Source organism: Nocardia sp. NPDC052566, assembly GCF_044547285.1.
Lineage (GTDB): Bacteria > Actinomycetota > Actinomycetes > Mycobacteriales > Mycobacteriaceae > Nocardia.
On sequence record NZ_JBIUAF010000007.1, the window covers coordinates 636,621 to 661,228 of the forward strand.

Sequence of the window (24,608 nt, forward strand, 5' to 3'; positions counted from 1 at the left end):
CCCGACGACGACGCTCATTCCGGTCGGTGACACACGGCTTCGACATTGTTGCCGTCCGGATCGCGGACGAACGCCCCGTAGTACGCGGGATGGTATTCCGGCCACACCCTCGGCTCGTGCAGTATTTCGGCGCCCGCGGCGATCGCCGCGTCGAAGAAGGCGTGCACGGCGGCGCGATCCGGTGCGGCGAAGGCGATATGCGATTCACGGAAGCCGTCGCCGGTGCTGCGCGGGCCGAGCCAGAAGTCGGGTTTCGGCGGGTTGCCGTAGCCGATGACCTGACCGAAATCCATCAGCCTGGTCCCGCCGAGCGGGGCGAGCACCTGATCGTAGAAGGTGGCACTGACCGCGACATCGGCACATTGGATCGCGAGGTGGTCGAGCATGGGTGCCTCCATGGGTGGCTTCGGCGGTCCCTGGCGCAGGGCGGCTTGTCGAGATCCTCGCACACGCAGACACGACGGTTGGGGCGCTCGGCCGTCGCGATGCCGGTGGCGGCGCGCCTCGGGGGTGCGGGCGAACTGTCGGCAGAAATCCATCGGACTTCCAGTGGCGCCTATCGCGTTTCACCCGCCGCCCGCGCCGGCGTGATCGAGGTGGTGGTGATCGTCATGGACCGTTCCTTCGTCGAGGACCTGCGGATCCCGTTGGCTGTACACCAGGGCCGCGAGCACGATGACCCCGCCGAGGACCTGCCACCGGGTGATGTGTTCGGCGCCCGTTGCCACGGCGAATACCGCCGCCGTCACCGGCACCGCGAACATGAAGACCATGGTTTGGGCCGAGCCGACCCGCCGCACACCCCAATACCAGGCGACGAGACCGTAGATGGTCACCGCGAGCACCGAGAACGCCAGCGAGAACCAGGTGAGCCCGGACAGATTCGCGAGCGAGACGGACCTCCCCGGCAGCAGCAGCGCCGCCGGAACGAGCAGCGCCGCACCGATCGACGACGCCCACGCGGTCACGCGAAGGGGGCTGTGCTGTGCCAGCAGTGGCCGTGTGACGACCGGATACGCGCCCCAGAGCAGCGCGGCGGCCACCGCGGCCAGATCGCCGAGCGCGCGATTGCTCGCGCCGGCACCCCCGTGCCGCCCGAGTACCACCAGCACCACACCGGCCAGCGCGATCGCCGCGCTCACCACCACCCGCCGCCGCACCGGCTCCCCGGTCAGCGTCGCGAAAAGCGCCGTGCAGAACGGGGACAGCGCGATCAGGATCGCGGATTCGGTGACCGTGGTGAGCGCGACGGCGGCGCTGAAGGTGAGCTGATACGCCACGATGCCGACCACCGCCGACAGCACAAGCCGTGGCCACCAGCGCCGTGCCAGCCACGGCCTGCCCTCGGTGAGGAGCACAAGCGCGAGCAGCAGCGGTGCGGCGGCGGCGAAGCGAACGGCGTTGTAGCCCACCACATCCAGTTCACGCAGCCCCCATCCGGTGACGGTGTAGCTCGCGCCCCAGACCGCGCTCACCGAGGCGAGTACCCAGCTCGCGCGGTCAAGCCGCACGCGGCACGCTCACCTGATCCAGTACCTGCCCGACGGCGCCGAGCGCGGATTGCAGCGCGCCCTGGATCCAGGCGTGCGCGACGGAGAGGTGCTCACCGGCGAAGAACACCCGCGGCGCCGAATATGGGTGCGGCGCACCGATTTCGGCGAGATAGCGGGTGTGTTGTCCCGGCGAGAGGTAGGCGAACGCGCCGCCGCCGATGCCGACCTGTTCGTCCCAGGTCCAGTGCACGACGTCATCGACCGACGAGGTGATTCCGGGATGCAGTTTCTCGAGCGAGCCGAGCACGATTCTGGTGCGGTCGGTTTCGGGCAGCGCGGCGAACCGGCGGGCGTTGCTCTCCCACAGATAGGCGGCGGTCAGCACGGCGGGCCCACGTGAGCGCTCGGGATCCACTGCCACCCAGCGGGATTCGCCGTCGACCCGGCGCGCGTTGTCGGACGGATACCAGACCTGCTGGATCGGCAGATCGGTGAAGCTACCGCCGCCGAAGATGCCGTCGCGCCGCTCCCACGTCCGCTCCTGCACGTGCACAAGGGTTTTGGTGCTGCTGGCATAGCTGATGCCGCGCACCGCCTGGCGCTGGGTGGCGGGCAGTGCGGGGGAGATGTCGATCTGATCGACCGCGGTCGCGGGCACCGCGAACACCACGTAGTCGACGTCGTCGACGATCGGCGCACCGTGGCGGTCACCGCTGAGGCGGACGCCGTCGGCGTCGATGCGCACCTCGGTGATCCTGGTGGACAGCCGCAGGCTGCCGGGCCGCAGTGCGTCGGCGAAACCGTGGATCAGCGCGTCCGTACCGTCGACCAGCTCCAGTTGGTCCACGTTGAACAGGCCGAAGTAGTCGACGAGCACCTCGAGCAGCGAGGCGTGCTCGTAGTGCAGCAGCCCGCTGGCGTGCCCGATCAGATCCCACGCGTCCGGTGACAGCCGCTCGCGGGCGAACTGCCACAGCGAGGTGGCGGCGAGCCGGTCCAGCTCCGGGTCGGCGACATCACCGGCGAGCAGCGCCTTGCGCCGATGATCGCCGAGCCCGGACCAGGCGTCGCGCAGCAGTTGTTCGAGCAGCAGCAGCGGATCCCGCTGCTCACCGGTCGCCAGCCGGTAGGCGGGCAGCACCTGATCCACCTCGGATCTGCGCACCCGTTTGCCGCGCAGCAGGTAGTAGGCGTCCGGGTTGGCATTCACGAAAGGCCGTGTGGTCAAACCGAATTCGTAGACGTAGTGCAGCGTGCAGTGGTGATTTCCCGGTATCCGCATGGCGCCGAGCTCACCGTGCGTGCCGTCCCAGAAGCGCTTGGTACGCACCCGGCCGCCCGGCTGGGCGGTGCGCTCGTACACGGTGACGTCCAAGCCGTGCCGTTGCAGCTCGTAGGCGGCCGCCAAGCCGCTCGCGCCTGCCCCGATCACGGCCACCCTGGCCGGACCCGCATGGCTGCGGCGGCGAAGTTCGGTGGGAAAAGCGTAGGACTCGTCGAATAGGACATCGGAGGTACGGCTGGCCATCGATCATCAACTCCCGCGTTCGGTCTCGGTGATGACCGTCCCGCCGGGAGGCTGTCCGGGGGGTCGGTGGCTACGAGCCTCGCGGTAGGCCGTCCGCGAGACGAGGGTTGCGCTCACCATGAGCACAACACCGAGAGCCTTGCGCCGCAGTCCATTCCGTGGCGATTGTCCCGTTGGGGAGCTATCTCCGATTTGTCCCGGAAAGCACGCTGCCGACCCGTCCGAACATGCTCGGTCGAGTCGGCAGCGATGCTGTCGGTGCTACTTGGTGCCCGCCAGATCGACGCCGGGCGCGGCGTCGGTCAGGACCGAATCGGCGGCGAGCACCGCGCCGCCGCGTGTCTTCCTGCGGACCCGCAGCCGCTGCTCCACCTTCGTCGCGATGAACGTCAGCGCGCTGTTGAGCGCGATCATCACGACGGCGATGACCATCAGCGCCGGGATCGTATTCTGTTGCGCCGCACCGAGTTGCTGACCGGAGCGGACGATCTCGATGTAGGTGATCTGGTAACCGAGCGCCGAATCCTTCAGCGCGACAACCATCTGCGAGATCAGCGCGGGCAGCATGGCGGTGATCGCCTGCGGCAGCAGGATCAACCGCATCAGCTGGCCCTTGCGCATGCCGAGCGCCACCGCGGCCTCGGTCTGACCGCGGGGCAGCGACTTGATACCCGCGCGCACGATCTCGGCGATGACCGACCCGTTGTAGATGGTCAGCGCGAACACCACGGCGCCGAGCGCCAGGTCGTCCACCTTGAACACCTTGTAATCGGAGAACAGGGCGAACAGGAAGATCATCAGGATCAGCACCGGGATGGCGCGTGCCACCTCGACGATGGTGCCCGCGACCATGCGCACGATCCGATGATCGGACAGCCGCAGGATGCCGAACACCATGCCGACCACCAGCGCGAGCACGATCGACAGCAGTGCCGCGACCACGGTGCCCTTCAGGCCGGGCAGCAGATAGGTGGTCCAGACGTCCATGTCGACGAACGGCTTCCACTTCTCCGCCGTGAACTGGCCCTTGTCCGCGAAACCGCGGTACAGCGACCACAGAGCGAACGCCACCAGGATGACGACGATGCCGGAGAAGATGTGGTTGCGGACGCGCGCCTTGGGGCCGGGCGCGTCGAACAGGACTGACGCTTGTGCACTCACTGGGCGATCACCTCGAGACGCGACTCCCCTTGCGTCGGGGGCGTGCAATTGGCAGTTCGAGTCGGGTAGTCGATTGGCTGGTCTTGCGCACTCACCGGGCCACCTCGAATCGCTTGGCCAGCCAGCCGAACAGCAGGCCGGTCGGCAGCGTGAGGATCACGAACCCGAGCGCGAAGATCGCGCCGATGGCGAGCAGCGCGGCCTCGGTGTCGATCATCTTCGCCATCAGGTTGGACGCCTCGGCCACACCGATCGCCGAGGCGATGGTGGAGTTCTTGGTCAGCGCGATCAGCACGCTGCCCAGCGGGGCGATTACCGAGCGGAATGCCTGCGGCAGCACCACCAGGCGCAGGTTCTGCAGGAAGCTGAAGCCCAGCGAGCGGCCCGCCTCGGACTGGCCCATCGCGACGGTGTTGATACCGGCGCGCAGCGATTCACACACGAACGCCGCGGTGTAGATGCTGAAACCGATGACGGCGAAGCGGAAGTTGTTCTGGGCCACCGAATTCGGACCCTCCGGCGCGAGCCGCCAGCCCATGGTGGTGTAGAGACCCAGCGACATGAACACGATGATCAGCGTCAGCGGGGTGTTGCGGAAAATGGTGACGTAGGCGGTGCCCACCCAGCGGGCGACCGGGACGGGGGACACTCGCAACGCGGCGACGATGGTGCCCAGGATCAATGCCCCGATGGCCGACAGGACGGTGAGTTGAATCGTCACCCAGAAGGCGTCGAGGATTTGGTCGTCATACCTGGAGATCAGGTCGAACACGGCGGACGCGTCCCTCCGATCGAAGTAGATGTGCCTGGTCTGGCAATGGTTGAGCTACCGGGTGTGGCAGCGGCCGGAGATGCCGGATTCGGCGTGGGGAGATGCGGCGGGTGGCCCGGTCCGGCAGGCCCGGACCACCCACGCGGGGAACCTCAGTAGCGGTTCACCGTAGGCGGCTGCGGCGCCTGGTAGCCGGACTGGCCGACGGTCGAGTCGAACGCCTTCTTCCAGGAGCCGTCCTTGATCATTTCCTCGATCGCGTCGTTGACCTTGGTGCGCAGGTCCTTGTCGCCCTTCTTCAGGCCGATGCCGTAGTTCTCCGTGGTGAACGGCTTGCCGACGACCTTGAACGCGCCGGTGCTCTGCGCGGCGTAGCCGGCCAGGATGATGTCATCGGTGCTCACCGCGTCCCACGAACCGGCGCGCAGGCCCTCGAGGCACAGCGAGTAGGTGTCGTTGGTCTGCAGCTGGGTGTCGGGGAAGTTCTTCTCGATGTTGCCCGCGGGGGTCGAGCCCTTGACCGAGCAGACCTTCTTGCCCTTCAGGTTGTCCGGGCCGGTGATGTCGGTGTTGTCGGCGCGGACGAGCAGCGACTGACCCGCGACGTAGTACGGACCCGCGAAATCGACCTTCTCCTTGCGCTTGTCGCTGATGGAGTAGGTGGCGACGATGTAGTCGACCTGGCCGTTCTCGATCAGCGTCTCGCGCTGCGCGGACGGCGATTCCTTGAAGGTGATGTTCTCGGTCTTGACGCCGAGCTTGTTTCCGACGTACTTGGCGACCTCGACGTCGAAGCCGCTGAACGAGCCGTCCTTGTTCCGCAGGCCCAGACCCGGCTGGTCGAACTTGATGCCGACGGTTAGCTTGCCGTCCTTGGCGTGATCGAGGGCGGACTTGCTCTCGCCGCCACCACAGGCCGCGGTGGTTGCGGCGGCCAGCGCCAGGGCGGCCGCCCCGACACCGAGCCGAAGCGCACGGTTGATCCTCATCGAGTTTTCCTTCTCTCTCGTGTATTTCGTTGGCTTCAGGAGCGCTGCCGACTCGAGGTCAGTGGCTCAGTATCTTGCCGAGGAAGTCCTTGGCGCGGTCGGATTTCGGTGCCGTGAAGAACAGTTCGGGCTCGGCATCCTCGACCACCTGTCCGTCGGCCATGAACAGGACCCGGTTGCCCGCCCTGCGGGCGAACCCCATCTCGTGGGTGACCACGAGCATCGTCATGCCCTCCCTGGCCAGCGACACCATCACCTCGAGCACCTCCTGGACCATCTCCGGGTCCAGCGCCGAGGTCGGCTCGTCGAACAGCATCACCTTCGGGCTCATCGCCAGCGCGCGGGCGATCGCGACGCGCTGCTGCTGACCACCCGAGAGCTGCGCCGGGTACTTGTCGGCCTGGTTGGCGATGCCGACCCGGTCGAGCAGCTCCATCGCGCGCTTGTTGGCTTCTTCCTTCTTGGTCTTGCGCACCTTCATCGGCGCGAGCATCACGTTCTCGACGATGGTCTTGTGGGCGAACAGGTTGAACGACTGGAACACCATGCCGACGTCGGCGCGCAGCTGGGCCAGCTTGCGGCCCTCCGCGGGCAGCGGGACACCGTCGATGGCGATATCGCCGGAATCGATGGGCTCGAGGCGGTTGATGGTGCGGCACAGTGTCGACTTCCCCGAACCCGAGGGCCCGAGGACGATGACGACCTGTCCCTTGGGGACTTCGAGGTTGATATCGCGCAGCACGTGGAGCTCACCGAAGTGCTTGTCCACGTTGCGCATCGAGATCATCGGTGCGGCGCTTCCGGTGGCGGTAGCGTCCTTCTGCACGGAGATCGTCGGCGCGCTGGTGTCGGCGCTTGCGTCCCCGGTGTTGTCGATCCCGGTCGTGTCGGGCGCGGCGGCGTCGTCGGTCATGGTCCAAGACCTTAAGGGCTAAAACCGGATTTGCCCGAGTTTCGACGACACACCCCGGTAACACTCGTCATCACATGCAGATCACGAGCATCATCGACGCGTCATCGCGCACCGTTCGGACACCTCTCGGTCACATTCCGTAGGTGTGCGTGCGCTCGGCCCCCGGGAGGCGCCGATGCGCTGGAAACCAGGTTCGCACGTCCCCGTACCCTAGGTGGGTGGATTCGATCGGACAGGTTGTGGCGGGAGCACGCAGTTACGAGGTCCGCACCTTCGGTTGCCAGATGAACGTGCACGATTCCGAGCGCTTGTCCGGCCTGCTCGAGGATGCGGGCTATGTGAAGGCCGCGCCGGGCGCGACGGCCGACCTGGTGGTCTTCAATACCTGCGCGGTGCGCGAGAACGCCGACAACAAGCTCTACGGCACCCTCGGCCATCTCGCGCCGATCAAGGCCGACCGGCCCGGTATGCAGATCGCCGTCGGCGGCTGCCTGGCGCAGAAGGACCGCGATGTCGTCGTCCGCAAGGCGCCGTGGGTGGACGTGGTGTTCGGCACGCACAACATCGGCTCGCTGCCCGTCCTGCTGGAGCGGGCGCGGCACAACGAGGAAGCCCAGGTCGAGATCCTCGAATCGCTGGAGGCGTTCCCCTCCTCGCTGCCTGCCAAGCGCGAATCCGCCTACGCGGGCTGGGTGTCGATCTCGGTGGGCTGCAACAACACCTGCACGTTCTGCATCGTGCCCTCGCTGCGCGGCAAGGAGGTCGACCGCCGCCCGGGTGACGTGCTCGCCGAGGTGCAGGCTCTGGTCGACCAGGGCGTGCTGGAGGTGACGCTGCTCGGGCAGAACGTGAACTCCTACGGCGCGTCCTTCGCCGATCCCGACGCTGTGCTGAATGGGCGCTCCGCAAGCTCCGCGCCTGAGCGTGACCGCGGCGCCTTCGCCAAACTGCTGCGCGCCTGCGGCGGCATCGACGGGCTGGAGCGGGTGCGCTTCACCTCGCCGCATCCCGCGGAATTCACCGACGACGTGATCGAGGCGATGGCCGCGACCCCGAATATTTGCCCGCAGTTGCACATGCCGCTGCAATCGGGTTCGGATCGGGTGCTCAAGGCGATGCGCCGCTCTTACCGCAAGACCCGCTTCCTCGGCATCATCGAGAAGGTCCGCGCCGCGATGCCGCACGCCGCGATCACCACCGACATCATCGTCGGCTTCCCCGGCGAGACCGAGGAGGACTTCCAGGAGACGCTGGACGTGGTCCGCCAGGCTCGATTCACCAGCGCCTATACCTTCCAGTACTCGAAGCGGCCAGGCACGCCCGCCGCCGAGATGCCCGACCAGCTGCCGAAGGCGGTCGTGCAGGAGCGCTACGAGCGGCTGATCGCGCTGCAGGAGCAGATCTCCCTCGACGCGAACCGCGCGCTGATCGGCACCGAGGTGGAACTGCTGGTCGCCGAGGGCGCGGGCAAGAAGAACGCCGCGACCGCGCGGATGAGCGGGCGGGCCCGCGACGGCAGGCTGGTGCACTTCCGTCCAGGCGGTACCGCCGAGACCATCCGCCCCGGCGACATCATCACCGTCGACGTGACCGATGCCGCGCCGCATCACCTGATCGCCGATTCGGCGATCAAGAGTCACCGGCGGACCAGGGCGGGTGACGCGCACGAGCGCGGCATCACCCCGAAGACCGAACCGATCGGCGTCGGCCTCGGCCTGCCCCGAATCGGTGCGCCCGCACCGCAACCCGTTGTGGTCGGCGGCTGCGCCACCGGTTGCGACGCATGAGCACGGGCGAGGACAAGCGCCGCGACGACGGGCCCGAGCCCGCGAGCGAACCCATCGCGAATCCCGAGGTTCGGCCGGGAACCGGCGGCCCCGCCGAGCCGACTGACTCGGCGGAGGAAGTCGGCACCGATACGGACAAAGGAGACGCACCCGCCGTGAACCCGGTCGAGAGCAAGGATTTCGAGCAGTTCCGCGATGAGCTGGAGGGCGTCGAGCGCCGCATCGCCGGGGAGATCGATCCCGGGGTGCGCGCCATGGTGGTCGCGGGCTCGGTGTTCGTGCTGCTGCTTTCGCTGGTGCTGCCGCACGCGGGCGCGGCGCGCGGTTTCGACGTACTGCTCGGCACCGATGTCACCCGGCTCGAGCACATCGGCCTGCCCTCACGGATCTTCGTGTGGTTCACCGTGGTCTTCGCGATCGGGTTCTCGCTGCTCGCGCTGATGACGCGCCGCTGGGCGCTGGCCTGGATCGCGGTGGCGGGCACGGCCGTCGCCACCGTCTTCGGTGTGCTGTCGATCTGGCATCGCCAGACCCCGGGGCTCGGCAACTACCACGGCGCGGGCCCCGGCATCGGGCTGATCGTCGGCACCATCGCCGCCGCGGTGCTGACCTTCCACTGGATCAAGGTGGTGTGGAGCCGCACGGCCCTGCACCTGGCCGCCGAGGAACAGCGGCGCAATGCCGCTGCCGCCGCGGAGGAGCAGGATCGCCGCCGCCGGACCGGTGAGCTCTGATCGAGCCGGGTTACCCCGCCGCCGTCAGCGGTTGCTGACGGCGCCTTCGGCGGCCTCGGCCCACTCGCGCCACTGCTTGGCCTGCTCGAGTGCCTTCTCGGCGTCTCGCTTGTTGCCCGCCGCGGTGGCTTTCGCGGCCTGCTCCTCGAATTGCGCCACCCGCTCCCGGAATTGGGCCGCGCGGGCCATCGCCTCCGGGTCGGTGCGGCGCCACTGCGCGTCCACCGCGTCGCGTACCCGCTTCTCGATGGTGCGCAGCTTGCCTTCCAGCTCCTGGATGCGCTCGCGCGGCACCTTGCCCAGCGCGTCCCACTTGTCCTGCAGTTCACGCAGTGCCGCGCGGGCGGCGTCGAGACCGTTGGCCGGATCGATGTGCTCGTAGGCGGCGAGTAACTCTTCCTTGGCCGCCGCGTTGTGCTCGAACTCGTTGTCGCGCTCGGCGACCGCGGTGTTGCGGGCGGCGAAGAACACGTCCTGCGCGCTCTTGAACCGGCGCCACAGCGCCTCGTCGGCCTCGCGCGGCGCGCGGCCCGCGGCCTTCCACTCGGTCAGCAGATCGCGGAACACACCCGCGGTGCCGACCCAGTCGGTGGAGCCGGACAGCTCCTCGGCGCGGCCGCAGAGCTCTTCCTTGCGGGTCTTCGCGGCGGCCCGCTCGCGGTCCAGCTCGGCGAAGTGGGCGCCGCGGCGGCGGTTGAACGCCTCGCGCGCCTTGGAGTAGCGCTTCCACAGCGCGTCGTCGACCTTGCGGTCCACACCGCGGATGGACTTCCACTCGTCGAGGATTTCGCGCAGCCGATCGCCCGCGGCCTTCCACTGGGTGGATTCGGCGGCGATCTTCTCGGCCTCGGCGGCCAGCGCTTCCTTGCGCTCGGTGTGCTCGTGCCGCGCCCGGTCCTTCTCCTCCTTGGCGTGCGCGGCGGCTTCCTCGGAGTGCTCGGCGATCGCGGCCAGCCGGGTGGTCAGGCCGTCGATATCGCCGATGACGGCGGCGGTCGGCAGCGATTCGGCCAGTGCGGTGGCGGCGGCTCTGGTCTTGCGCGCGTCCGCGCCCGCGGCCAGCCGCGCCTCCAGCAGCGCCACCTCGGTGGCCAGATCGTCGTAGCGGCGGCCGAAGTGGGCCAGCCCCTCGGCGGCGTCACCGGCCTGCCACGATCCGACGACGCGCTCGCCGTCCGCGGTCTTCACCCAGGCGGTGCCGTCCTCGTCGACCCGGCCCCAGGCACTGGGATCACTGACGGAGGGAACGACGACCGGATGCGGATGCTGCTGCGCCGGACCCGGCGTCGGTTTGACCGCGTGTGGCTTGGGGGCGCCGGGAGTCGGGCCGCCGGGCTTCGGGGCGGACGGTCGCGGCGTCGCGCCGGGGGTGGCCTTCGCGGTTCCGTTGCTGTCGGTCATTGCTCCTCGTCCCTGCCGCGCGTCACGGCTGCCTGGTTACGCCCTAGCTCATCCCATTGAACCCGGTCCGAGCCTTACAAACCATTGATCAACGTCTTCCCGTGGCGCTATCTCGTGGATGTCAACCCGTGATGACCTGGGATGTCGCTCCTCGAACACTATCAATCTCGGCCGAGTTTGCGGCAGAGACACTCGAACAGAGGCAGTCCACGGGCCGGTACCCGTGCTCGGTATGACCGCCTCGGCGAACGACTACGGTTACGTGGTGTTCTCCATTGCGGCCCTGGTCCCGTCGCCGCCGATCCTGGTGCCCGAGCTCTGCGGCGGCCTCGCGGCGACCCCCGGCATCGGGCAGCCGGACGTACCACTGACGCTGCGCGAAGCGGCGCTCGCGGCCGCCGGCGCGCTGGCCGGAACCCGAAAATGGCTGGTAGTAGGCACCGGAACCGAGGATCAGGCGCTCGGCGCCGACGCGCTCGGCACCTTCCGCGGCTTCGGCGCCGACGTCAGGGTCGCGCTGTCGGAGGCGGCGATGGGTGACCTGAGCGCCGAGCCGGACCCCGAGCTACCGCTGCCCGCGCTGGTCGCGGGCTGGCTGCGCGGGCGGGCCGCGCCCGCCTCGGAGGTCTCGGTGCGCATTGTCGCCGCCGACACATCCGCCGAGCGTTGTGCCGAGATCGGCGCCGAGCTGCGCGGTGTGCTCGACGGCACACCCGAGCCGGTCGGCGTGCTCGTGGTCGCCGACGGCGCGGCGACGCTGTCGCTGAAGGCGCCCGGCTATCTCGATCCGCGCGCCGAGGCGGTGCAGGCCGGGCTCGATCGGGCGCTGTCGCACGGCGACCGGGCCGGGTTGCTTGCCCTCGATCCGGCCTTGTGTGCGGAATTGGTCATGTCCGGCCGTGCCGCCTATCAGGTGCTCGCCGGGCTGTTCGCCGCCGACGCCGCCGACCCGGCCGTCGAAACCCTGTACCAGGACGCCCCTTTCGGTGTCGGCTACGACGTGAGCGTATGGCGTCCCGCGGACGGTGATACGCCGTGATCACCCCCATCGCCGTCGTCGGCCCCACGGCGACAGGCAAATCCGATCTCGGGCTCGAGCTGGCCGAGCGGCTCGACGGCGAGATCGTCAACATCGACGCGATGCAGCTCTACCGCGGCATGGACGTCGGCACCGCCAAACTGACGGTGGCACAGCGCCGCGGGATCCCGCACCACCAGCTCGACGTGCTCGAGGTGACCGAGAACGCGAGCGTCGCCACCTACCAGGCGGCCGCCGCCGCGGACGTGGCCGCGATCATGGCGCGCGGGCGCACGCCGATCATCGTCGGCGGTTCGATGATGTACATCCAAGCGCTGCTGGACGATTGGGAGTTCCCGGCGACCGATCCCCGAGTCAGGGCGCGCTGGGAGCGGCTGCTGGCCGACGGCGGCGTCGTCGCGGTGCACGAGGCGCTGCGCGCGGCCGATCCGGTGGCCGCCGCGACCATCCTGCCCACCGACGGCCGCCGCATGGTGCGCGCGCTCGAGGTCGTCGAACTCACCGGCCGGCCGTTCGCCGCGTCCGCCCCCCGCATCGGCGAACCGCGGTGGGGCACCGTCATTCTCGGCGTCGACCGGGAGACCGCGGCGCTGGACGCGCGGATCGAACTGCGCACCGCGCTGATGTTCGACACCGGGCTCGTCGACGAGGTGCGCGGGCTGATCGAGCGCGGCCTGCGCGAAGGCGTCACCGCGCGCCGCGCCATCGGCTACGCACAAGTCCTGGCCTACCTGGACAACGAATACGACCTGGATCAGGCGCGGGAACGCACCCTGATCGGCACCAGGCGCTACGTGCGGCGGCAGCGCTCCTGGTTCCGCCGCGACCAGCGGGTGCACTGGCTCGACGGCGCGGACCCCGCGCTGGTGAGCACGGCGCTGTCGCTGCTCGACACCACAGAACGGACTCCACAGTGAACCGACGTGTCAGTACCCGCAACGCCTCGGTCCAGGTGTGGCAGGCGTATCTGAACAACCGGACCAAGCGCCATCGCGACGGCCGCTTCCTGGTGCAGGGCGTGCGCCCGATCACCCAGGCCATCGCCAACGACTGGCCGCTGGAGACGCTGCTCTACCGCCTCGGCACGCCCGACCTGTCGGCCTGGGCGCGCGAGTTGCTCGACACCAGCGAGGTGCCGCAGGTCGGGCTGGTGCCCGAGCTGATGGCCGAACTCGGCGAAAAGTCCACGGGCATACCGGAAGTTGTCGCGGTGGCGATGTCGCGCCAGCCGGAATTGGATACCTTCGAACCCGGTGAACCGGGCGAGGACGCGCCGATCGTCGTCGTCTTCGACCGGCCCAACTCGCCGGGCAACCTCGGCACGCTGATCCGCTCGGCGGACGCGTTCGGCGCGAGCGGGGTGATCGTCACCGGGCACGGCGCCGACCAGTTCGACCCGCAGGCGGTGCGCGCCTCCACCGGATCGCTGTTCGCCATGCCGGTGCTGCGCGCCGCGGGCGCGGCCCAGGTGCTCGAATTCCGGGACCGGCAGGTAGCGCGCGGCATCCCGACCAGGATCATCGGCACCGACGAGCGCGCACCGCACGCGATCTTCGACCACGACCTGACCGAGGCCACGATCCTGGTCATCGGCAACGAGACCAGCGGTATGAGCACGGCTTGGCAGGAGGCCTGCGACGACCTGGTCTTCATCCCGATGGGCGGCACCGCGAGCTCGCTCGGCGCGCCGTCGGCGGCCGCGATCGCGCTGTACGAAATTTCCCGGCAGCGCCGCACGTTTGCCAGGTGAGACAAGCGGGCTGGAACACAGCCCGGTGCGGTCGAGCCCGGAGGCGGTAGCGCAGCGTCACCACGCAGGGGCTCCGCGTCGGGCTCCAATAAATACAGCTGGGAGAATGCGGGCGTGCGGGATATCGAATTCACCAAAGGCCACGGCACCCAGAACGATTTCGTGGTGCTGCCCGATCTGCCGGTCGCGCTCGAGCTGACCGTGCAGCGGGTGGCCGCGCTGTGCGATCGGCAGCGCGGTATCGGCGCCGACGGCGTGCTGCGGGTGGCCAAGGCCGGCGCGTTGCGCGACGCGGGTGTGCTCGACGCGATCCCGGACGGCGTGGCCGCCGACGACTGGTTCATGGATTACCGCAATGCCGACGGCTCCATCGCCGAGATGTGCGGCAACGGCACCAGGGTGTTCGCGCACTACCTGGCCGCCACCGGCATGGAGAGCAGGCGCGGCTTCGTGGTCGGCAGCCGCGCGGGTGCGCGCCCGGTGGTCGTGCACGCCGCGGACGCGGTGCACGGTGAGGTGAGTGTCGGCATGGGCCCGGTGCGCGAGCTCGGCGAATCCACCGCGACCGTGTCGGGCTGGGGGTACTCGGGGATCGGCATCGATGTCGGCAACCCGCATCTGGCCTGCGTCGATCCGAATCTGTCCGCCGAGGCGCTGGCCAAGCTCGACCTCACGGTCGCACCGGGATTCGATCCCGACCTGTTCCCGCGCGGGGTGAACGTCGAAATCCTCACCGCGCTCGATGCCGACCGGTCCGTGGACATGCGCGTGTACGAGCGTGGTGTCGGCGAAACCCGTTCCTGTGGAACGGGAACCGTCGCGGCCGCCGCCGCGGCGCTGGCGCACGAAGGATTCCGGATCGCGTCGGACAGTGGCGAGGTCACCGTCCGCGTGCCCGGCGGTCAGGTCACCGTCGGCATCGCGAACGGCGAGGCCACGCTGCGTGGACCGTCGGTGCTTGTCGCCACCGGCCGCCTCGCGGGTGCGTGGTGGGCCGGCCTCTGAGCGGCCTGCCGACTCGCGCGGAGTTCGCCCAGCGGATAACCGAATGCGCGGGGCCACCGGAACGTGGCAGCATGGACAGCGTATGAGGAAATCAGAGACATTCGACATCAATTCGGCCGACGACGCGTTCGACGCCGGTGACACCGCCGACTCCGGTGACGTGGTCGCCGAGCACAAGGCGCGGATGAGCCGCAACGGCTGGTCGGCCGAGCCGACGGTCGGCGAACTGCAGCTCGACGAGCGCAGTTCGCTGCGCCGCGTGGCCGGTCTGTCCACCGAGCTCACCGATATCACCGAGGTCGAGTACCGGCAGCTGCGCCTGGAACGGGTCGTGCTGGTCGGGGTGTGGACCGAGGGCACCGCCGCGCAGGCGGACGCGAGCATGGCCGAACTGGCCGCGCTGGCCGAGACCGCGGGCTCCGAGGTGCTCGAGGCGCTGATCCAGCGCCGCGACAAGCCGGACCCGGCGACCTACATCGGTTCGGGCAAGGCCGAGGAGCTGCGCGCGGTGGTGCTGGAGACCGGCGCCGACACGGTGATCTGCGACGGTGAACTCACCCCGGCACAGCTGACCGCGCTGGAGAAGGTGGTCAAGGTCAAGGTGATCGACCGGACCGCGCTGATCCTGGACATCTTCGCCCAGCACGCCACCTCCAGCGAGGGCAAGGCGCAGGTCGCCCTGGCCCAGATGGAATACATGCTGCCGCGCCTGCGCGGCTGGGGTGAGTCCATGTCCAGGCAGGCCGGTGGCCGCGCGGGCGGCAACGGCGGCGGCGTCGGTCTTCGCGGTCCCGGTGAGACCAAGATCGAGACCGATCGCCGGCGCATCCGCGAGCGAATGGCCAAGCTGCGCCGCGAGATTCGCGAGATGAAGACCGCGCGCGAGACCAAGCGGGCGCGCCGCAATTCCAGCGGCATCCCGTCGGTCGCCATCGTCGGCTACACCAACGCGGGCAAATCCAGCCTGATGAACACGCTGACCGGCGCCGGGCTGCTGGTGCAGGACGCGCTGTTCGCCACCCTCGATCCGACCACCCGCCGCTCGGCGCTGGACGACGGCCGCGAGGTCGTGTTCACCGATACCGTCGGGTTCGTCCGGCACCTGCCGACGCAGCTGGTCGAGGCGTTCCGCTCGACGCTGGAGGAGGTGACCGGCGCCGATCTGCTGCTGCACGTGGTCGACGGCTCGGACCCGATGCCCGCCGGGCAGATCAAGGCGGTTCGCGAGGTGATCACCGACGTGATCAAGGAGTCGGGCACGCCTGCGCCGCCGGAGTTGCTGGTGGTCAACAAGATCGACGCGATCGATCGGGACGAGCTGACGAGGCTGCGCGGGCTGATGCCCGACGCCGTCTTCGTCTCCGCGCACAGCGGCGTCGGGATCGATGCGCTGCGTGAGCGCCTCGCCGAGGTGCTCGGCGGTCTCGATGTCGAGGTCAGCGTGCTGTTGCCGTACACGCGCGGCGATCTGCTCGCCAGGATCCACGCGGACGGCCGCATCATCGGCTCGACGCACGAGGAGGGCGGTACCAAGGTGCATGCCCGCGTGCCGCATTCGCTGGCGTCGGCGCTGGCGGAGTACGCGGGCTCCGGCGCGCCGCTCACCAACGGCCACGCCCAGGACTGACGCGCACTCGGATCCGTGCTCGGTGCGCGGATCCGGGGCGCGAACCCTGTGTCACAGTGTGGATCCGGTCGCGCGAATCCTGCTGGGCAAGTGTCCAGGTCGGGCGAATTTCGAGTGAACTGAGACACAGTCGGGCATACCGGTCGGTATCTACCTGGCAATCGCCTGGATAACTTACGAGGTCACGTGTCCGGGCGCTGTCCCGCGCCGCCGAGTTATCCCATGACTCCATGCACAAGCAGTGCGACACAGTCGATTTCGTTACGCTATCGTCGTCGAATCGACATCAGGAGGGCTCCTTGTCGCACGACCACCCCACCCCGACGCTCAGTGATGGTGCGCCGCTGTCGGTTTCGCTGACCGATACCGACGTTCGAGTGCTCGACACCTTGCTCGCGCCGCTGCGCGCGTGGACGAGCCCCCGCTTCTACGGGCTGGAGAACATCCCGGCCGACGGGCCGGTGCTGCTGGTCGGCAACCACAATCTGATGGGCGGCATCGACGCTCCGCTGTTGCTGCCCGAGGTGCTGCGCCGCCGCGGCAGGCTGATCCGCGGCCTCGCGGAGAACGTCCTCATCGCGGTGCCCGGCATCCGGCACCTGCTGCACCACTTCGGCTCGGTCCGCGGTACCCGGCGCAACTGCCTCACCATGCTCTCGCGCGGCGAGGCGGTGATCGTATTCCCCGGCGGCGGCCGGGAGGCGGTGCGCCGCAAGAACGAGAAGTACGTGCTGAAGTGGGAAGGTCGAACGGGCTTCGCGCACATGGCGATCGAAGCGGGCGCGCCGATCGTGCCGGTCGCCATGATCGGCGTGGACGACGCCTACGACATCGTGGTCGACGGCGATCATCCGGTGCTGCGCCCGCTGCGCTGGGCCGTCGAGGCGCTCGGCCTGAGCAAGGACCTGACCCCGCCGCTGATTCGCGGACTCGGCCCGACCGTCATTCCGCGGCCGGAGCGGTTCTACTTCTCCGCCGGTGCGCCCATCGACCCGGCGCCGTGGCGCGACGCCGACGATATGCACAGTGCGGCAAAGGAATTGCGCGATGTGGTGCGCAAGGCGCTGGAGGAGGAATTGCGGTTCCTGTTCGCCGAGCGGGAACGCGATTCCGGTCGCACGCTGGTCGGCAGGTTACGCGGATTCCTCAGGCGCTGAGGCGCTGATCACCCGCCGGTGTTCCGGCGGATATGAGATCCATTGCGCCGGTTCATCATCGGCGCGAACCTGACGAGCCGCTGAGAATAGGCTGGCAATTTCTCAGCAATCGATACGTACCGTGGCGTCCATGGCTCGTACACGCAAGAAGCTGGCGGTGGTGGCAGGCGCGGTCGCGGTACTCCTCGGGATGCCCGCCGCATCGGGCGGTTTCGCCGCGATGGCCGCGACGGCGGCATCGGATCCGATCATGGCCTCCGGTGCGCTGCTGGCGTCGCCGCGCTCGTCCGACGGGTCGTACATCGCGGGTGTCACCATCAACGACGCGCGCTCGCTGCAGTTGCAGGTGTACTCGGCCGCGATGGGGAAGAATATCGAGGTCGACGTGCAGCGCCCGGCCGACGCCTCCGTACCGCGCCCCACGCTGTATCTGCTGTCCGGCGCCGGTGGCGGCGAGGACTCGGCGACCTGGCAGAAGAAGACCTCGGTGCTGCAATTCCTCGCCGAGAAGAACGTCAACGTCATCCAGCCGGTCGGTGGCGCGTGGAGCTACTACACCGACTGGCGCGCACCGGATCCCGTGCTCGGCGTGAACAAATGGAAGACCTTCTTCACCGAGGAGCTGCCGCCGCTGGTCGACGGTGCGCTCGGTACCGATGGGACCAATGCCATTGCCGGACTGTCCATGGCGGGCACCTCGGTGCTGCAACTGCCCATCGCCAAGCCCGGCCTGTTCAAAGCGGCGGCGGCCTACAGCGGCTGCGCGCAGATCAGCGATCCGATCGGCTACAGCTTCGTCAATACGGTGGTCACCGCGGGCGGCGGCAAAACCGACAACATGTATGGGCCCGAAGGCGATCCGATGTGGGCGGCCAACGATCCCTACGTCCACGCCGATCAACTGCGCGGCGTCGACCTGTTCATCTCCAACGGCTCCGGCCTGCCCGGCCAGTACGACACGCTCGACGGGAAATTCGCGCTGCCCGGCGTCGGGGGACTGGCCAACCAGACCACGCTCGGCGGTGTGCTGGAAGCGGGCGCCAACTACTGCTCGCGCAACATGCAGAACCGGCTGAACGCGCTCGGCATCCCGGCCACCTACGACTTCCAGCCGCAGGGCACCCACTCGTGGGGGTACTGGCAGGATGCCCTCGTGGCGTCGTGGCCGGTCCTCGCCCGCGGACTCGGGCTGCCCGCGTGAGCTGACCCGGGGATCGCCTTCTGTGTCAGGTTGCTATACCAGGTGAGATCGTAATTCCGGGACGCGAAGTGAACGATGGTTCTCGTTCCGGGTACCGTTATGGGCAACGACCGCGCCGGTAGGTAGCCGGCTGGTGTTGGCACTAGGAGGTTGGCGTGGAGCGCACACTGTTCGAACCCGAACACGAGTTGTTCCGGGAGTCGTTCCGTAAGTTTCTCGATCAGCACGTCGCGCCACGGCATGCGCAGTGGGAAGAGCAGGGCATCGTCGACCGCGATGTCTGGCTCGAGGCGGGTAAGCAGGGCTTCCTCGGCATGGCGATGCCGGAGGAGTACGGCGGCGGCGGGGTGCGGGACTTCCGCTACAACGCGATCGTCGCCGAGGAGTCGGTGCGCGGCCAGTACTCCGGGCTCGGCTTCGCCCTGCACAACGATGTGATCGCGCCGTATCTGCTGGAGCTGGCCAATGAGGAGCAGAAGCAGCGCTGGCTGCCCGGTTTCTGTTCCGGCGAGATCATCACCGCGATCGCCATGACCGAACCGGGCACCGGATCGGACCTGCAGGGTATCAAGACCCGCGCGGTGCGCGACGGTGACGACTGGATCCTCAACGGCGCCAAGACCTTCATCACCAACGGCATCAACTCCGACATCGTCATCGTGGTCGCCCAGACCGATCCGGAGAAGGGCGCCATGGGCTTCAGCCTGCTCGTGGTCGAGCGCGGCATGCCCGGCTTCGAGCGCGGCGCCAACCTGGACAAGCTGGGCCTCAAGGCGCAGGACACCGCCGAGCTGAGCTTCACCGACGTGCGGGTGCCCGGTAAGAACCTGCTCGGCACCGAAGGCATGGGCTTCGTCCACCTGATGAACAACCTGCCGCAGGAACGTCTTTCGATCGCCGTCATGGCCGCCGCCGCGATGGAGGCCTGCCTCGAGATGACCAAGCAGTACGTGCGCGACCGCAAGGCGTTCGGCAAGCCCATCGGCGCACTGCAGAACACCCGCTTCGTCATGGCCGAACTGGCCACCAAGACCACCGCCGTGCGCATCATGGTCGACCGCTTCATCGAGGATCTCAACGCGGGCAAACTGTCCGTCGAAGACGCCGCCATGGCCAAGTGGTGGAGCACCGAGGAGCAGGTCGACCTCATCGACCGCTGCCTGCAACTGCACGGCGGCTACGGCTACATGAAGGAATACCCGATCGCCAAGGCGTACATGGACGCCCGCGTCCAGACCATCTACGGCGGCACCACCGAGATCATGAAGGAAATCATCGGCCGCAGCCTGAAACTGACCTGATCCGCCGGAAAGGTGACGCCCGCAAAGAATTTCGCGCGGGCCTCACCTTTCGGCTACTCGGAATCGTTGCGGCGCAGCTCGGTTGCGTACATGCCGCAGACGTAGGCTCCCGCGCCACCGAGAAGCATGAGCAGGGTGGCGGCGGCGAGCTTGATGGCGACGTGGCTGAGGGGTTCGCGCTGACGGATGACCACCGCGTCGATGGCCTGCCAGCCGAAATAGAGACCGGTCAACAGAATCGCGACACCGCAGGCGACCATGAGGTAGGCGCCCACGATGCGCCAGAACGTCCGCGGATCGGGGTGCGGCGCCGGACGGTCGCCTCGCGCTGCGGGCTGGTGAACGTCCGCGCGATTTCCGCTGCGCGGTACGGGGGTTGGGCCCGCGTGATGGATTTCTGTGGTGCTGTATGGCATGGGGGCTGCGGACGGACGATAGGTGTCCGCTGAGCGATCGGTGCGGTGGGCCCGAGGTACCTCGGAGGGCGGGATATCCACTGGGCGACTAGCACTTCGAGGCCCGGTCGTCGTGCCGGAGCGGTGGACGTCGGCTGGATGATCGGTGCTCGGCGATGTGGGTGACGAGGAGGGGCCGACACCCGCAGGACTATTGATGCCGTGCGCGGTGTGCATGGGGAAGGCCTGCCGGACATTCGCTGGGCGACTCCCACTTCCAGGATCGGGCGTCGAGCCGCGGTAGTGGATGTCGGCTGGGTGATCGGTGCTCGGCGATGTGGGGGCGGGAGTGGGGTGGTCGATGTCCGGTGGGGGACTGGCGGTTTGGGATGTGGGTTGTGGATCGGGGTGGCGGGTGAGGTTCGCGCTCGGTGTTGACGGCAGTGGCGGGTGGTGGCGTTCCGCTGGGGGTTCAGTGGAGTGCGGTGTCAGCTGTGCCGTCGAGCTGGTGTATGGAATGTGTTGTGGCGCAGGTATGTTCGATGATGTCGAGGGGGGAGGTTTTGGTGCTTCGACGATTTTCATCGAGGGGGCGGTGGGGTCGCCTTCGTAGAACGGGGAGGGGTGGGGGGTACGGGATTCGGTGAGGGCGGCGGTGGCGCTGGTGGCGAGTTCGCCGCAGGTGCTGAAGCGCTCGTCGCGGTCCTTGGCCAGGGCGCGGGCGATGACCTCGTCGAAACTGGCGGGGACGCCGGGGTTTTGGCGGCTCGGCTGGGGGATGGGGGAGTGCAGGTGGCCCTGGATCAGTTGCGGGGTGCCGACGCCCGGGTAGGGGAGCAGGCCGGTGAGCATATGGTGAAGGGTGCAGCCGAGGGAGTAGACGTCGGCACGGCGGTCGATGTCGATGAGCGGGTAGAAGCGTTCCGGGGCGGCGTACTGGAAGCTGGCGTAGACCTCGCCGAGGCGGGTCAGGCCGGTGGCATCGTCCATCACCACCGCGATGCCGAAGTCGACCAGGATCGCTCGTTCGGTGACGCCGCGGGCGAGCAGGATATTGCCGGGTTTGACGTCGCGGTGCAGCACGCCCGCGTCGTGCGCGTAGTCGAGTGCCTGGGCCACCTCGGCAATGATTCGTACCGCACGGCTCGGTTCGAGCGGTCCGCTGCGCAGTCGGGCGGCGACGTCGCTGCCGTCGATGTACTGCATCGAAATCCACAGGCGCTCATCGGCTTCGCCGCGCGCGAAGATCGCGCCGATATGCGGATGCGACAGCCGCGCCACGGTATCGGCCTCGCGGCGGAACCGTTCGCGGACATTCGGGTCGGCGCTGTTGGCGCGCGTGAGCACCTTCAGCGCTACATACCGTGGTAGATCGCGATCGTGGGCCAGATAGACCTCGCCCACGCTGCCGACAGCAAGCAGTCGCTCGATGCGGTATCCGGCGAAGACCTGCCCCGCCGTCAGTGCTGGCCCCACCGTCAGTCCTCCGCGCTAGTTCCTCGCGTGCAACCCACTCCCTGGATCGACGATACGCGTGGCGCCCCGGTGCGTGGCGGCACAGAATACCGCGGGCAACCGTGCCGACCCGTCCGTGTGTTTGCGCGCAACGAATACACAGCGCACCCATGGACTCGTGCGCGCCGTCGAACGTGCGCCGAGCCGAATCCGATCAACCCCCATTTCCGAGGCGAAAGGTAGAGACGATGATTCCGCACTTTGTCGATCAGCTCACCCGCATGATCTCCGGCTTCCTCGCGATGCTGATGCTTCCATGAGATCACCTGGCCCGGGACGGAAGTGCCAGGTCCGCCCCGGGCTGCTGACGGCTAGTGCGGCGGCGCACTGAATTCGGCTGTGCCGGATGGATTATCGATAACGTAGCGCCAGTCGCCGTCGGTATCGCGGTGGACGACATCGGTCGCGATCCCGCGCAGGGCGATGGCCCGGCCGTCCGGCGAGTTTCCTTCGAGGGACCAGTCGACGAGCAGCAGCGCGATATCGCCGACGAGGTAGTAGCGGTGCAGCCGTGCCGCCATCGGCACGCCAAGGCTCGACAACGAAGCCAGCGCCACCGCGCGTTCCGGGCCGGTGACGAGTTGGCCCGGCGTAGGAACCATGACGCTGCCGGGTTCGTAGAGCTCCGCCAGTGCGGTCAGATCGCGGGCATTGAAGAGCTCGACCCAACGGGCGATGAACCGCGTCAGGGAGTCGTGGTCATGATTGGTCGTCATGACTTACCGAGCGTAACAACATCAGCGCCGCTTGCTGATCCGAATGCCGCGATCCGGCCGCCGATCGCGCAGTGCCCATTCCCGCGCAGACCCATGGCGGTCAGCCCCTGGCCGCGGAAAGCCACCTCCGATTCGCTCACCCGCGGTGCGCCGCCGGACCGGCTCGGCGTCGGAACGACTGAGGTCCTAGGGTTTCGGGCCGATCGGCAGCAATGGCACGGTGGTCGTCAGGCAGAAGGGGTGTCCGGCCGGATCCAGGAGGACGCGCCAGCGGTCCGGGCCCGGTTGTTCCTCGGCAAGGCGGGCGCCGAGACGCAGTGCTTCGGCCTGGGCGGTGTCCAGATCGGCCACCGCGAGGTCGAAGTGCATGTGCTTGGGAGTCGGCCCCTGTGGCCAGGTCGGAGGCTGATATCCGGGGACTCGGATAGCGGCCAGTACCCCGCGTTCGGCCTGCATCACGTGCAGTTCATCGGTGCGGTAGACGACCTCTCCTTCGAGTAGGTCGGCCCAGAATTTCGCGAGCATCTCGGGATCGGCGCAGTCGAGCGAGATCAACGCCAGCTTTGCTACGGCCATAGCGGCCACCGTACCCGCCCGGGTGGGTACGGCGCCGAAAACGAAGGGGGACAGCGACTTCGGTCGCCGTCCCCCTCGTGCGGAGGCTGCGGTCAGATCTTGCGGATGACCGTGACGACCTTGCCGAGAATCTGCGCATCGTTACCCGCGATCGGTTCGAACAACGGGTTGTGCGGCATCAGCCAGACGTCCTTGCCGGTGCGCTTGAACGTCTTCACGGTGGCCTCGCCGTCGATCATGGCGGCCACGATCTCACCGTTGTCGGCGACGTTCTGCTGGCGCACCACCACCCAGTCGCCGTCGCAGATCGCGGCGTCGACCATGGACTGGCCGACGACCTTCAGCAGGAACAGCGAACCGTCGCCGACGAGTTCGCGCGGCAGCGGGAACACATCTTCGACGGCCTGCTCGGCCAGGATCGGCCCACCGGCGGCGATCCGGCCCAGCACCGGGACGAAGGTCGGCGTCGGGCGGCTCGGATCGGTTGCGCCACTGTCGGTATCGCGCGGGGCGCCCACCGTCGGCAGCGTGGTGACCGCACGCACCTGCTCGTCGAGGCCGCGCACGTCCACCGCGCGCGGACGATTCGGGTCGCGCCGCAGATAGCCCTTGCGCTCCAGCGCGCGTAGCTGATGGGCCACCGACGAGGTGGAGGTCAACCCGACGGCGTCGCCGATCTCCCTGATGCTCGGCGGATAGCCGCGCTCGCTTACGGAGGTGCGAATGACCTCCAGCACCCTGCGCTGACGCACGGTGAGATCCGTCCCGCCGCCGGCGCCGACTTCGCTCTCTTCACCCGTGTCGTCTGTGTGGCTCACCGCAACCGCCCTTCTCGTGCCGTGTGGGTACTGCTGTCGATCCTGTCGTGGTTTTCGTCTCTCGAATCTAGTCCGGTCGCAGCGATGTTTCAAACATCTGTTCGACGCATGTCGGGCGTTTCTACTGACATTGTCGGTGCCTCGTGGTAGAAATTCGAACACAAGTTCTTCGAACACTTGATCGAACGGCCTGGCTCGAACACAGACGGAGCACCCACACGGAGGTTTGTCCGATGAGCACTGCGATCAGCGAAAACGCCACCAAGACCACCAGTATCGATGATGTCGACGACCTCGGTTTCGATACCGTTCCGCGCGTCGCGCCCGCGCGGCGCGGTGCCACGCGGGCGCTCGAATCGCTGCATCGCCCCGCCGTGGATCGCCCGCGTGGCGTGCGCCCGCGCGCCGCCGTCGTGGCCTACGACGAGCGGCCGGCGCGCATCGTCGCGCCCGCGTCCGTGCGGGAGCTGTCTCCGATGGCGCGGGTGCAGGAGGCGCAGGCCGGGTTCGCGATGCTCGCGATGGCGGCGCTGCTGAGCGCGCTCGTGGTGACCGCGCTGATCTGCCTGGCGCATTGGCGCGCGGGCACTTTCGACGGGGGAGTGCCCGCGACGGTGCCGGTGGTCGTCGACGGCTCGGTCGATTCCGGTGCTCCTTCGGTGTATCCGCCCCGCTGATCCTCGGGGTGAATGTCGTTGCGGCGACGAGGGGTGTCGCAGCGAAGGGTGGC

23 protein-coding genes are annotated in these 24,608 nt (G+C 68.3%); 11 read left to right on the forward strand and 12 right to left on the reverse strand.

Annotated elements, in window-relative coordinates; all coding sequences use genetic code 11:
• Positions 1-14: 14 nt before the first annotated feature.
• The 7 genes from ACIG5A_RS37760 to ACIG5A_RS37790 form a co-directional block, all read right to left on the reverse strand.
• Positions 15-386: a VOC family protein gene (locus tag ACIG5A_RS37760; protein WP_397249161.1), complete on the reverse strand. Its 372-nt coding sequence runs from the start codon at positions 384-386 to the stop codon at positions 15-17.
• 180 nt (positions 387-566) lie between these two features.
• Positions 567-1,511 carry a DMT family transporter gene (locus ACIG5A_RS37765; RefSeq protein WP_397249163.1) on the reverse strand — a complete coding sequence of 315 codons (945 nt, stop codon included), beginning with the start codon at positions 1,509-1,511 and terminating at the stop codon, positions 567-569.
• On the reverse strand, positions 1,501-3,021 hold the full coding sequence (locus tag ACIG5A_RS37770) for a flavin monoamine oxidase family protein (protein ID WP_397249165.1): 1,521 nt from the start codon (positions 3,019-3,021) through the stop codon (positions 1,501-1,503). Before ACIG5A_RS37770 ends, ACIG5A_RS37765 begins: the two co-directional genes overlap by 11 nt.
• 261 nt (positions 3,022-3,282) lie before the next feature.
• Entirely contained in the window at positions 3,283-4,182 is a 900-nt protein-coding gene (locus tag ACIG5A_RS37775; RefSeq protein WP_397249167.1) for an amino acid ABC transporter permease, read from the reverse strand.
• Positions 4,183-4,273: 91 nt separating this feature from the next.
• Positions 4,274-4,954, reverse strand: a complete 681-nt coding sequence (locus ACIG5A_RS37780) for an amino acid ABC transporter permease (RefSeq protein WP_397249169.1) — start codon at positions 4,952-4,954, stop codon at positions 4,274-4,276.
• A 152-nt stretch (positions 4,955-5,106) separates the two neighbouring features.
• The gene (locus tag ACIG5A_RS37785) at positions 5,107-5,943 is read right to left on the reverse strand and encodes a glutamate ABC transporter substrate-binding protein (protein ID WP_397249171.1); all 837 of its coding nucleotides are present in this window, start codon (positions 5,941-5,943) and stop codon (positions 5,107-5,109) included.
• Positions 5,944-6,001: 58 nt separating this feature from the next.
• Positions 6,002-6,730 (reverse strand): amino acid ABC transporter ATP-binding protein, encoded by a 729-nt coding sequence (locus ACIG5A_RS37790; protein WP_397249481.1) that lies wholly within the window; start codon positions 6,728-6,730, stop codon positions 6,002-6,004.
• A 344-nt stretch (positions 6,731-7,074) separates the two neighbouring features.
• On the opposite strand from ACIG5A_RS37790, the gene miaB reads away from it, so the two are divergent.
• The gene (miaB, locus tag ACIG5A_RS37795; protein ID WP_397249173.1) at positions 7,075-8,643 is read left to right on the forward strand and encodes a tRNA (N6-isopentenyl adenosine(37)-C2)-methylthiotransferase MiaB; all 1,569 of its coding nucleotides are present in this window, start codon (positions 7,075-7,077) and stop codon (positions 8,641-8,643) included.
• Positions 8,640-9,377, forward strand: coding sequence for a hypothetical protein (locus ACIG5A_RS37800; protein ID WP_397249175.1), 738 nt, complete (start codon positions 8,640-8,642; stop codon positions 9,375-9,377). Before miaB ends, ACIG5A_RS37800 begins: the two co-directional genes overlap by 4 nt.
• A gap of 24 nt (positions 9,378-9,401) precedes the next feature.
• Here ACIG5A_RS37800 and ACIG5A_RS37805 read toward each other — a convergent pair whose 3' ends face one another.
• Complete coding sequence (locus tag ACIG5A_RS37805; RefSeq protein WP_397249177.1) at positions 9,402-10,778, reverse strand: DUF349 domain-containing protein; 1,377 nt, start codon at positions 10,776-10,778, stop codon at positions 9,402-9,404.
• Positions 10,779-11,043: 265 nt separating this feature from the next.
• Here ACIG5A_RS37805 and ACIG5A_RS37810 point away from each other — a divergent pair, with 265 nt between their 5' ends.
• From ACIG5A_RS37810 to ACIG5A_RS37845, 8 genes are all read left to right on the forward strand, one after another.
• The gene (locus tag ACIG5A_RS37810; RefSeq protein WP_397249483.1) at positions 11,044-11,817 is read left to right on the forward strand and encodes a hypothetical protein; all 774 of its coding nucleotides are present in this window, start codon (positions 11,044-11,046) and stop codon (positions 11,815-11,817) included.
• Positions 11,814-12,734: a tRNA (adenosine(37)-N6)-dimethylallyltransferase MiaA gene (miaA, locus tag ACIG5A_RS37815; RefSeq protein ID WP_397249179.1), complete on the forward strand. Its 921-nt coding sequence runs from the start codon at positions 11,814-11,816 to the stop codon at positions 12,732-12,734. The genes ACIG5A_RS37810 and miaA overlap by 4 nt, the downstream gene beginning before the upstream one ends.
• Positions 12,731-13,567, forward strand: a complete 837-nt coding sequence (locus ACIG5A_RS37820; protein WP_397249181.1) for a TrmH family RNA methyltransferase — start codon at positions 12,731-12,733, stop codon at positions 13,565-13,567. Before miaA ends, ACIG5A_RS37820 begins: the two co-directional genes overlap by 4 nt.
• Before the next feature lie 123 nt (positions 13,568-13,690).
• Entirely contained in the window at positions 13,691-14,572 is an 882-nt protein-coding gene (gene dapF, locus ACIG5A_RS37825) for a diaminopimelate epimerase (RefSeq protein WP_397249485.1), read from the forward strand.
• 184 nt (positions 14,573-14,756) lie between these two features.
• Positions 14,757-16,199 (forward strand): GTPase HflX, encoded by a 1,443-nt coding sequence (gene hflX, locus ACIG5A_RS37830; RefSeq protein ID WP_397249487.1) that lies wholly within the window; start codon positions 14,757-14,759, stop codon positions 16,197-16,199.
• Positions 16,200-16,498: 299 nt separating this feature from the next.
• A complete protein-coding gene (locus ACIG5A_RS37835) occupies positions 16,499-17,356 on the forward strand; it encodes a lysophospholipid acyltransferase family protein (RefSeq protein WP_397249183.1) in 858 nt (285 codons plus the stop codon).
• A 190-nt stretch (positions 17,357-17,546) separates the two neighbouring features.
• On the forward strand, positions 17,547-18,557 hold the full coding sequence (locus ACIG5A_RS37840) for an alpha/beta hydrolase (RefSeq protein WP_397249489.1): 1,011 nt from the start codon (positions 17,547-17,549) through the stop codon (positions 18,555-18,557).
• A 155-nt stretch (positions 18,558-18,712) separates the two neighbouring features.
• Positions 18,713-19,858, forward strand: coding sequence for an acyl-CoA dehydrogenase family protein (locus ACIG5A_RS37845; RefSeq protein WP_397249185.1), 1,146 nt, complete (start codon positions 18,713-18,715; stop codon positions 19,856-19,858).
• Positions 19,859-19,911: 53 nt separating this feature from the next.
• Here the strand turns inward: ACIG5A_RS37845 and ACIG5A_RS37850 are convergent, their stop codons facing one another.
• The 4 genes from ACIG5A_RS37850 to lexA all read right to left on the reverse strand — a co-directional run bounded on the left by ACIG5A_RS37850 (position 19,912) and on the right by lexA (position 23,878).
• Complete coding sequence (locus ACIG5A_RS37850; protein ID WP_397249187.1) at positions 19,912-21,729, reverse strand: protein kinase; 1,818 nt, start codon at positions 21,727-21,729, stop codon at positions 19,912-19,914.
• A 350-nt stretch (positions 21,730-22,079) separates the two neighbouring features.
• A complete protein-coding gene (locus ACIG5A_RS37855) occupies positions 22,080-22,484 on the reverse strand; it encodes a YybH family protein (protein WP_397249189.1) in 405 nt (134 codons plus the stop codon).
• Positions 22,485-22,670: 186 nt separating this feature from the next.
• Positions 22,671-23,060, reverse strand: coding sequence for a VOC family protein (locus ACIG5A_RS37860; protein ID WP_397249191.1), 390 nt, complete (start codon positions 23,058-23,060; stop codon positions 22,671-22,673).
• Between the two features lie 92 nt (positions 23,061-23,152).
• Complete coding sequence (lexA, locus tag ACIG5A_RS37865; protein ID WP_397249193.1) at positions 23,153-23,878, reverse strand: transcriptional repressor LexA; 726 nt, start codon at positions 23,876-23,878, stop codon at positions 23,153-23,155.
• Between the two features lie 233 nt (positions 23,879-24,111).
• Between lexA and ACIG5A_RS37870 the strand changes: the two genes are divergently transcribed.
• Complete coding sequence (locus ACIG5A_RS37870; protein WP_397249195.1) at positions 24,112-24,555, forward strand: hypothetical protein; 444 nt, start codon at positions 24,112-24,114, stop codon at positions 24,553-24,555.
• Positions 24,556-24,608 lie beyond the last annotated feature (53 nt).

Bases quoted from the DNA above. Each gene is read 5' to 3' on its own strand.
- ACIG5A_RS37760 (WP_397249161.1), bottom strand. From the start codon at position 386: ATGCTCGACCACCTCGCGATCCAATGTGCCGATGTCGCGGTCAGTGCC.
- ACIG5A_RS37770 (WP_397249165.1), bottom strand. From the start codon at position 3,021: ATGGCCAGCCGTACCTCCGATGTCCTATTCGACGAGTCCTACGCTTTT.
- ACIG5A_RS37785 (WP_397249171.1), bottom strand. From the start codon at position 5,943: ATGAGGATCAACCGTGCGCTTCGGCTCGGTGTCGGGGCGGCCGCCCTG.
- ACIG5A_RS37790 (WP_397249481.1), bottom strand. From the start codon at position 6,730: ATGATCTCGATGCGCAACGTGGACAAGCACTTCGGTGAGCTCCACGTG.
- ACIG5A_RS37800 (WP_397249175.1), top strand. From the start codon at position 8,640: ATGAGCACGGGCGAGGACAAGCGCCGCGACGACGGGCCCGAGCCCGCG.
- ACIG5A_RS37805 (WP_397249177.1), bottom strand. From the start codon at position 10,778: ATGACCGACAGCAACGGAACCGCGAAGGCCACCCCCGGCGCGACGCCG.
- hflX (WP_397249487.1), top strand. From the start codon at position 14,757: ATGAGCCGCAACGGCTGGTCGGCCGAGCCGACGGTCGGCGAACTGCAG.
- ACIG5A_RS37840 (WP_397249489.1), top strand. From the start codon at position 17,547: ATGCCCGCCGCATCGGGCGGTTTCGCCGCGATGGCCGCGACGGCGGCA.
- ACIG5A_RS37855 (WP_397249189.1), bottom strand. From the start codon at position 22,484: ATGACGACCAATCATGACCACGACTCCCTGACGCGGTTCATCGCCCGT.
- ACIG5A_RS37860 (WP_397249191.1), bottom strand. From the start codon at position 23,060: ATGGCCGTAGCAAAGCTGGCGTTGATCTCGCTCGACTGCGCCGATCCC.
- ACIG5A_RS37870 (WP_397249195.1), top strand. From the start codon at position 24,112: ATGAGCACTGCGATCAGCGAAAACGCCACCAAGACCACCAGTATCGAT.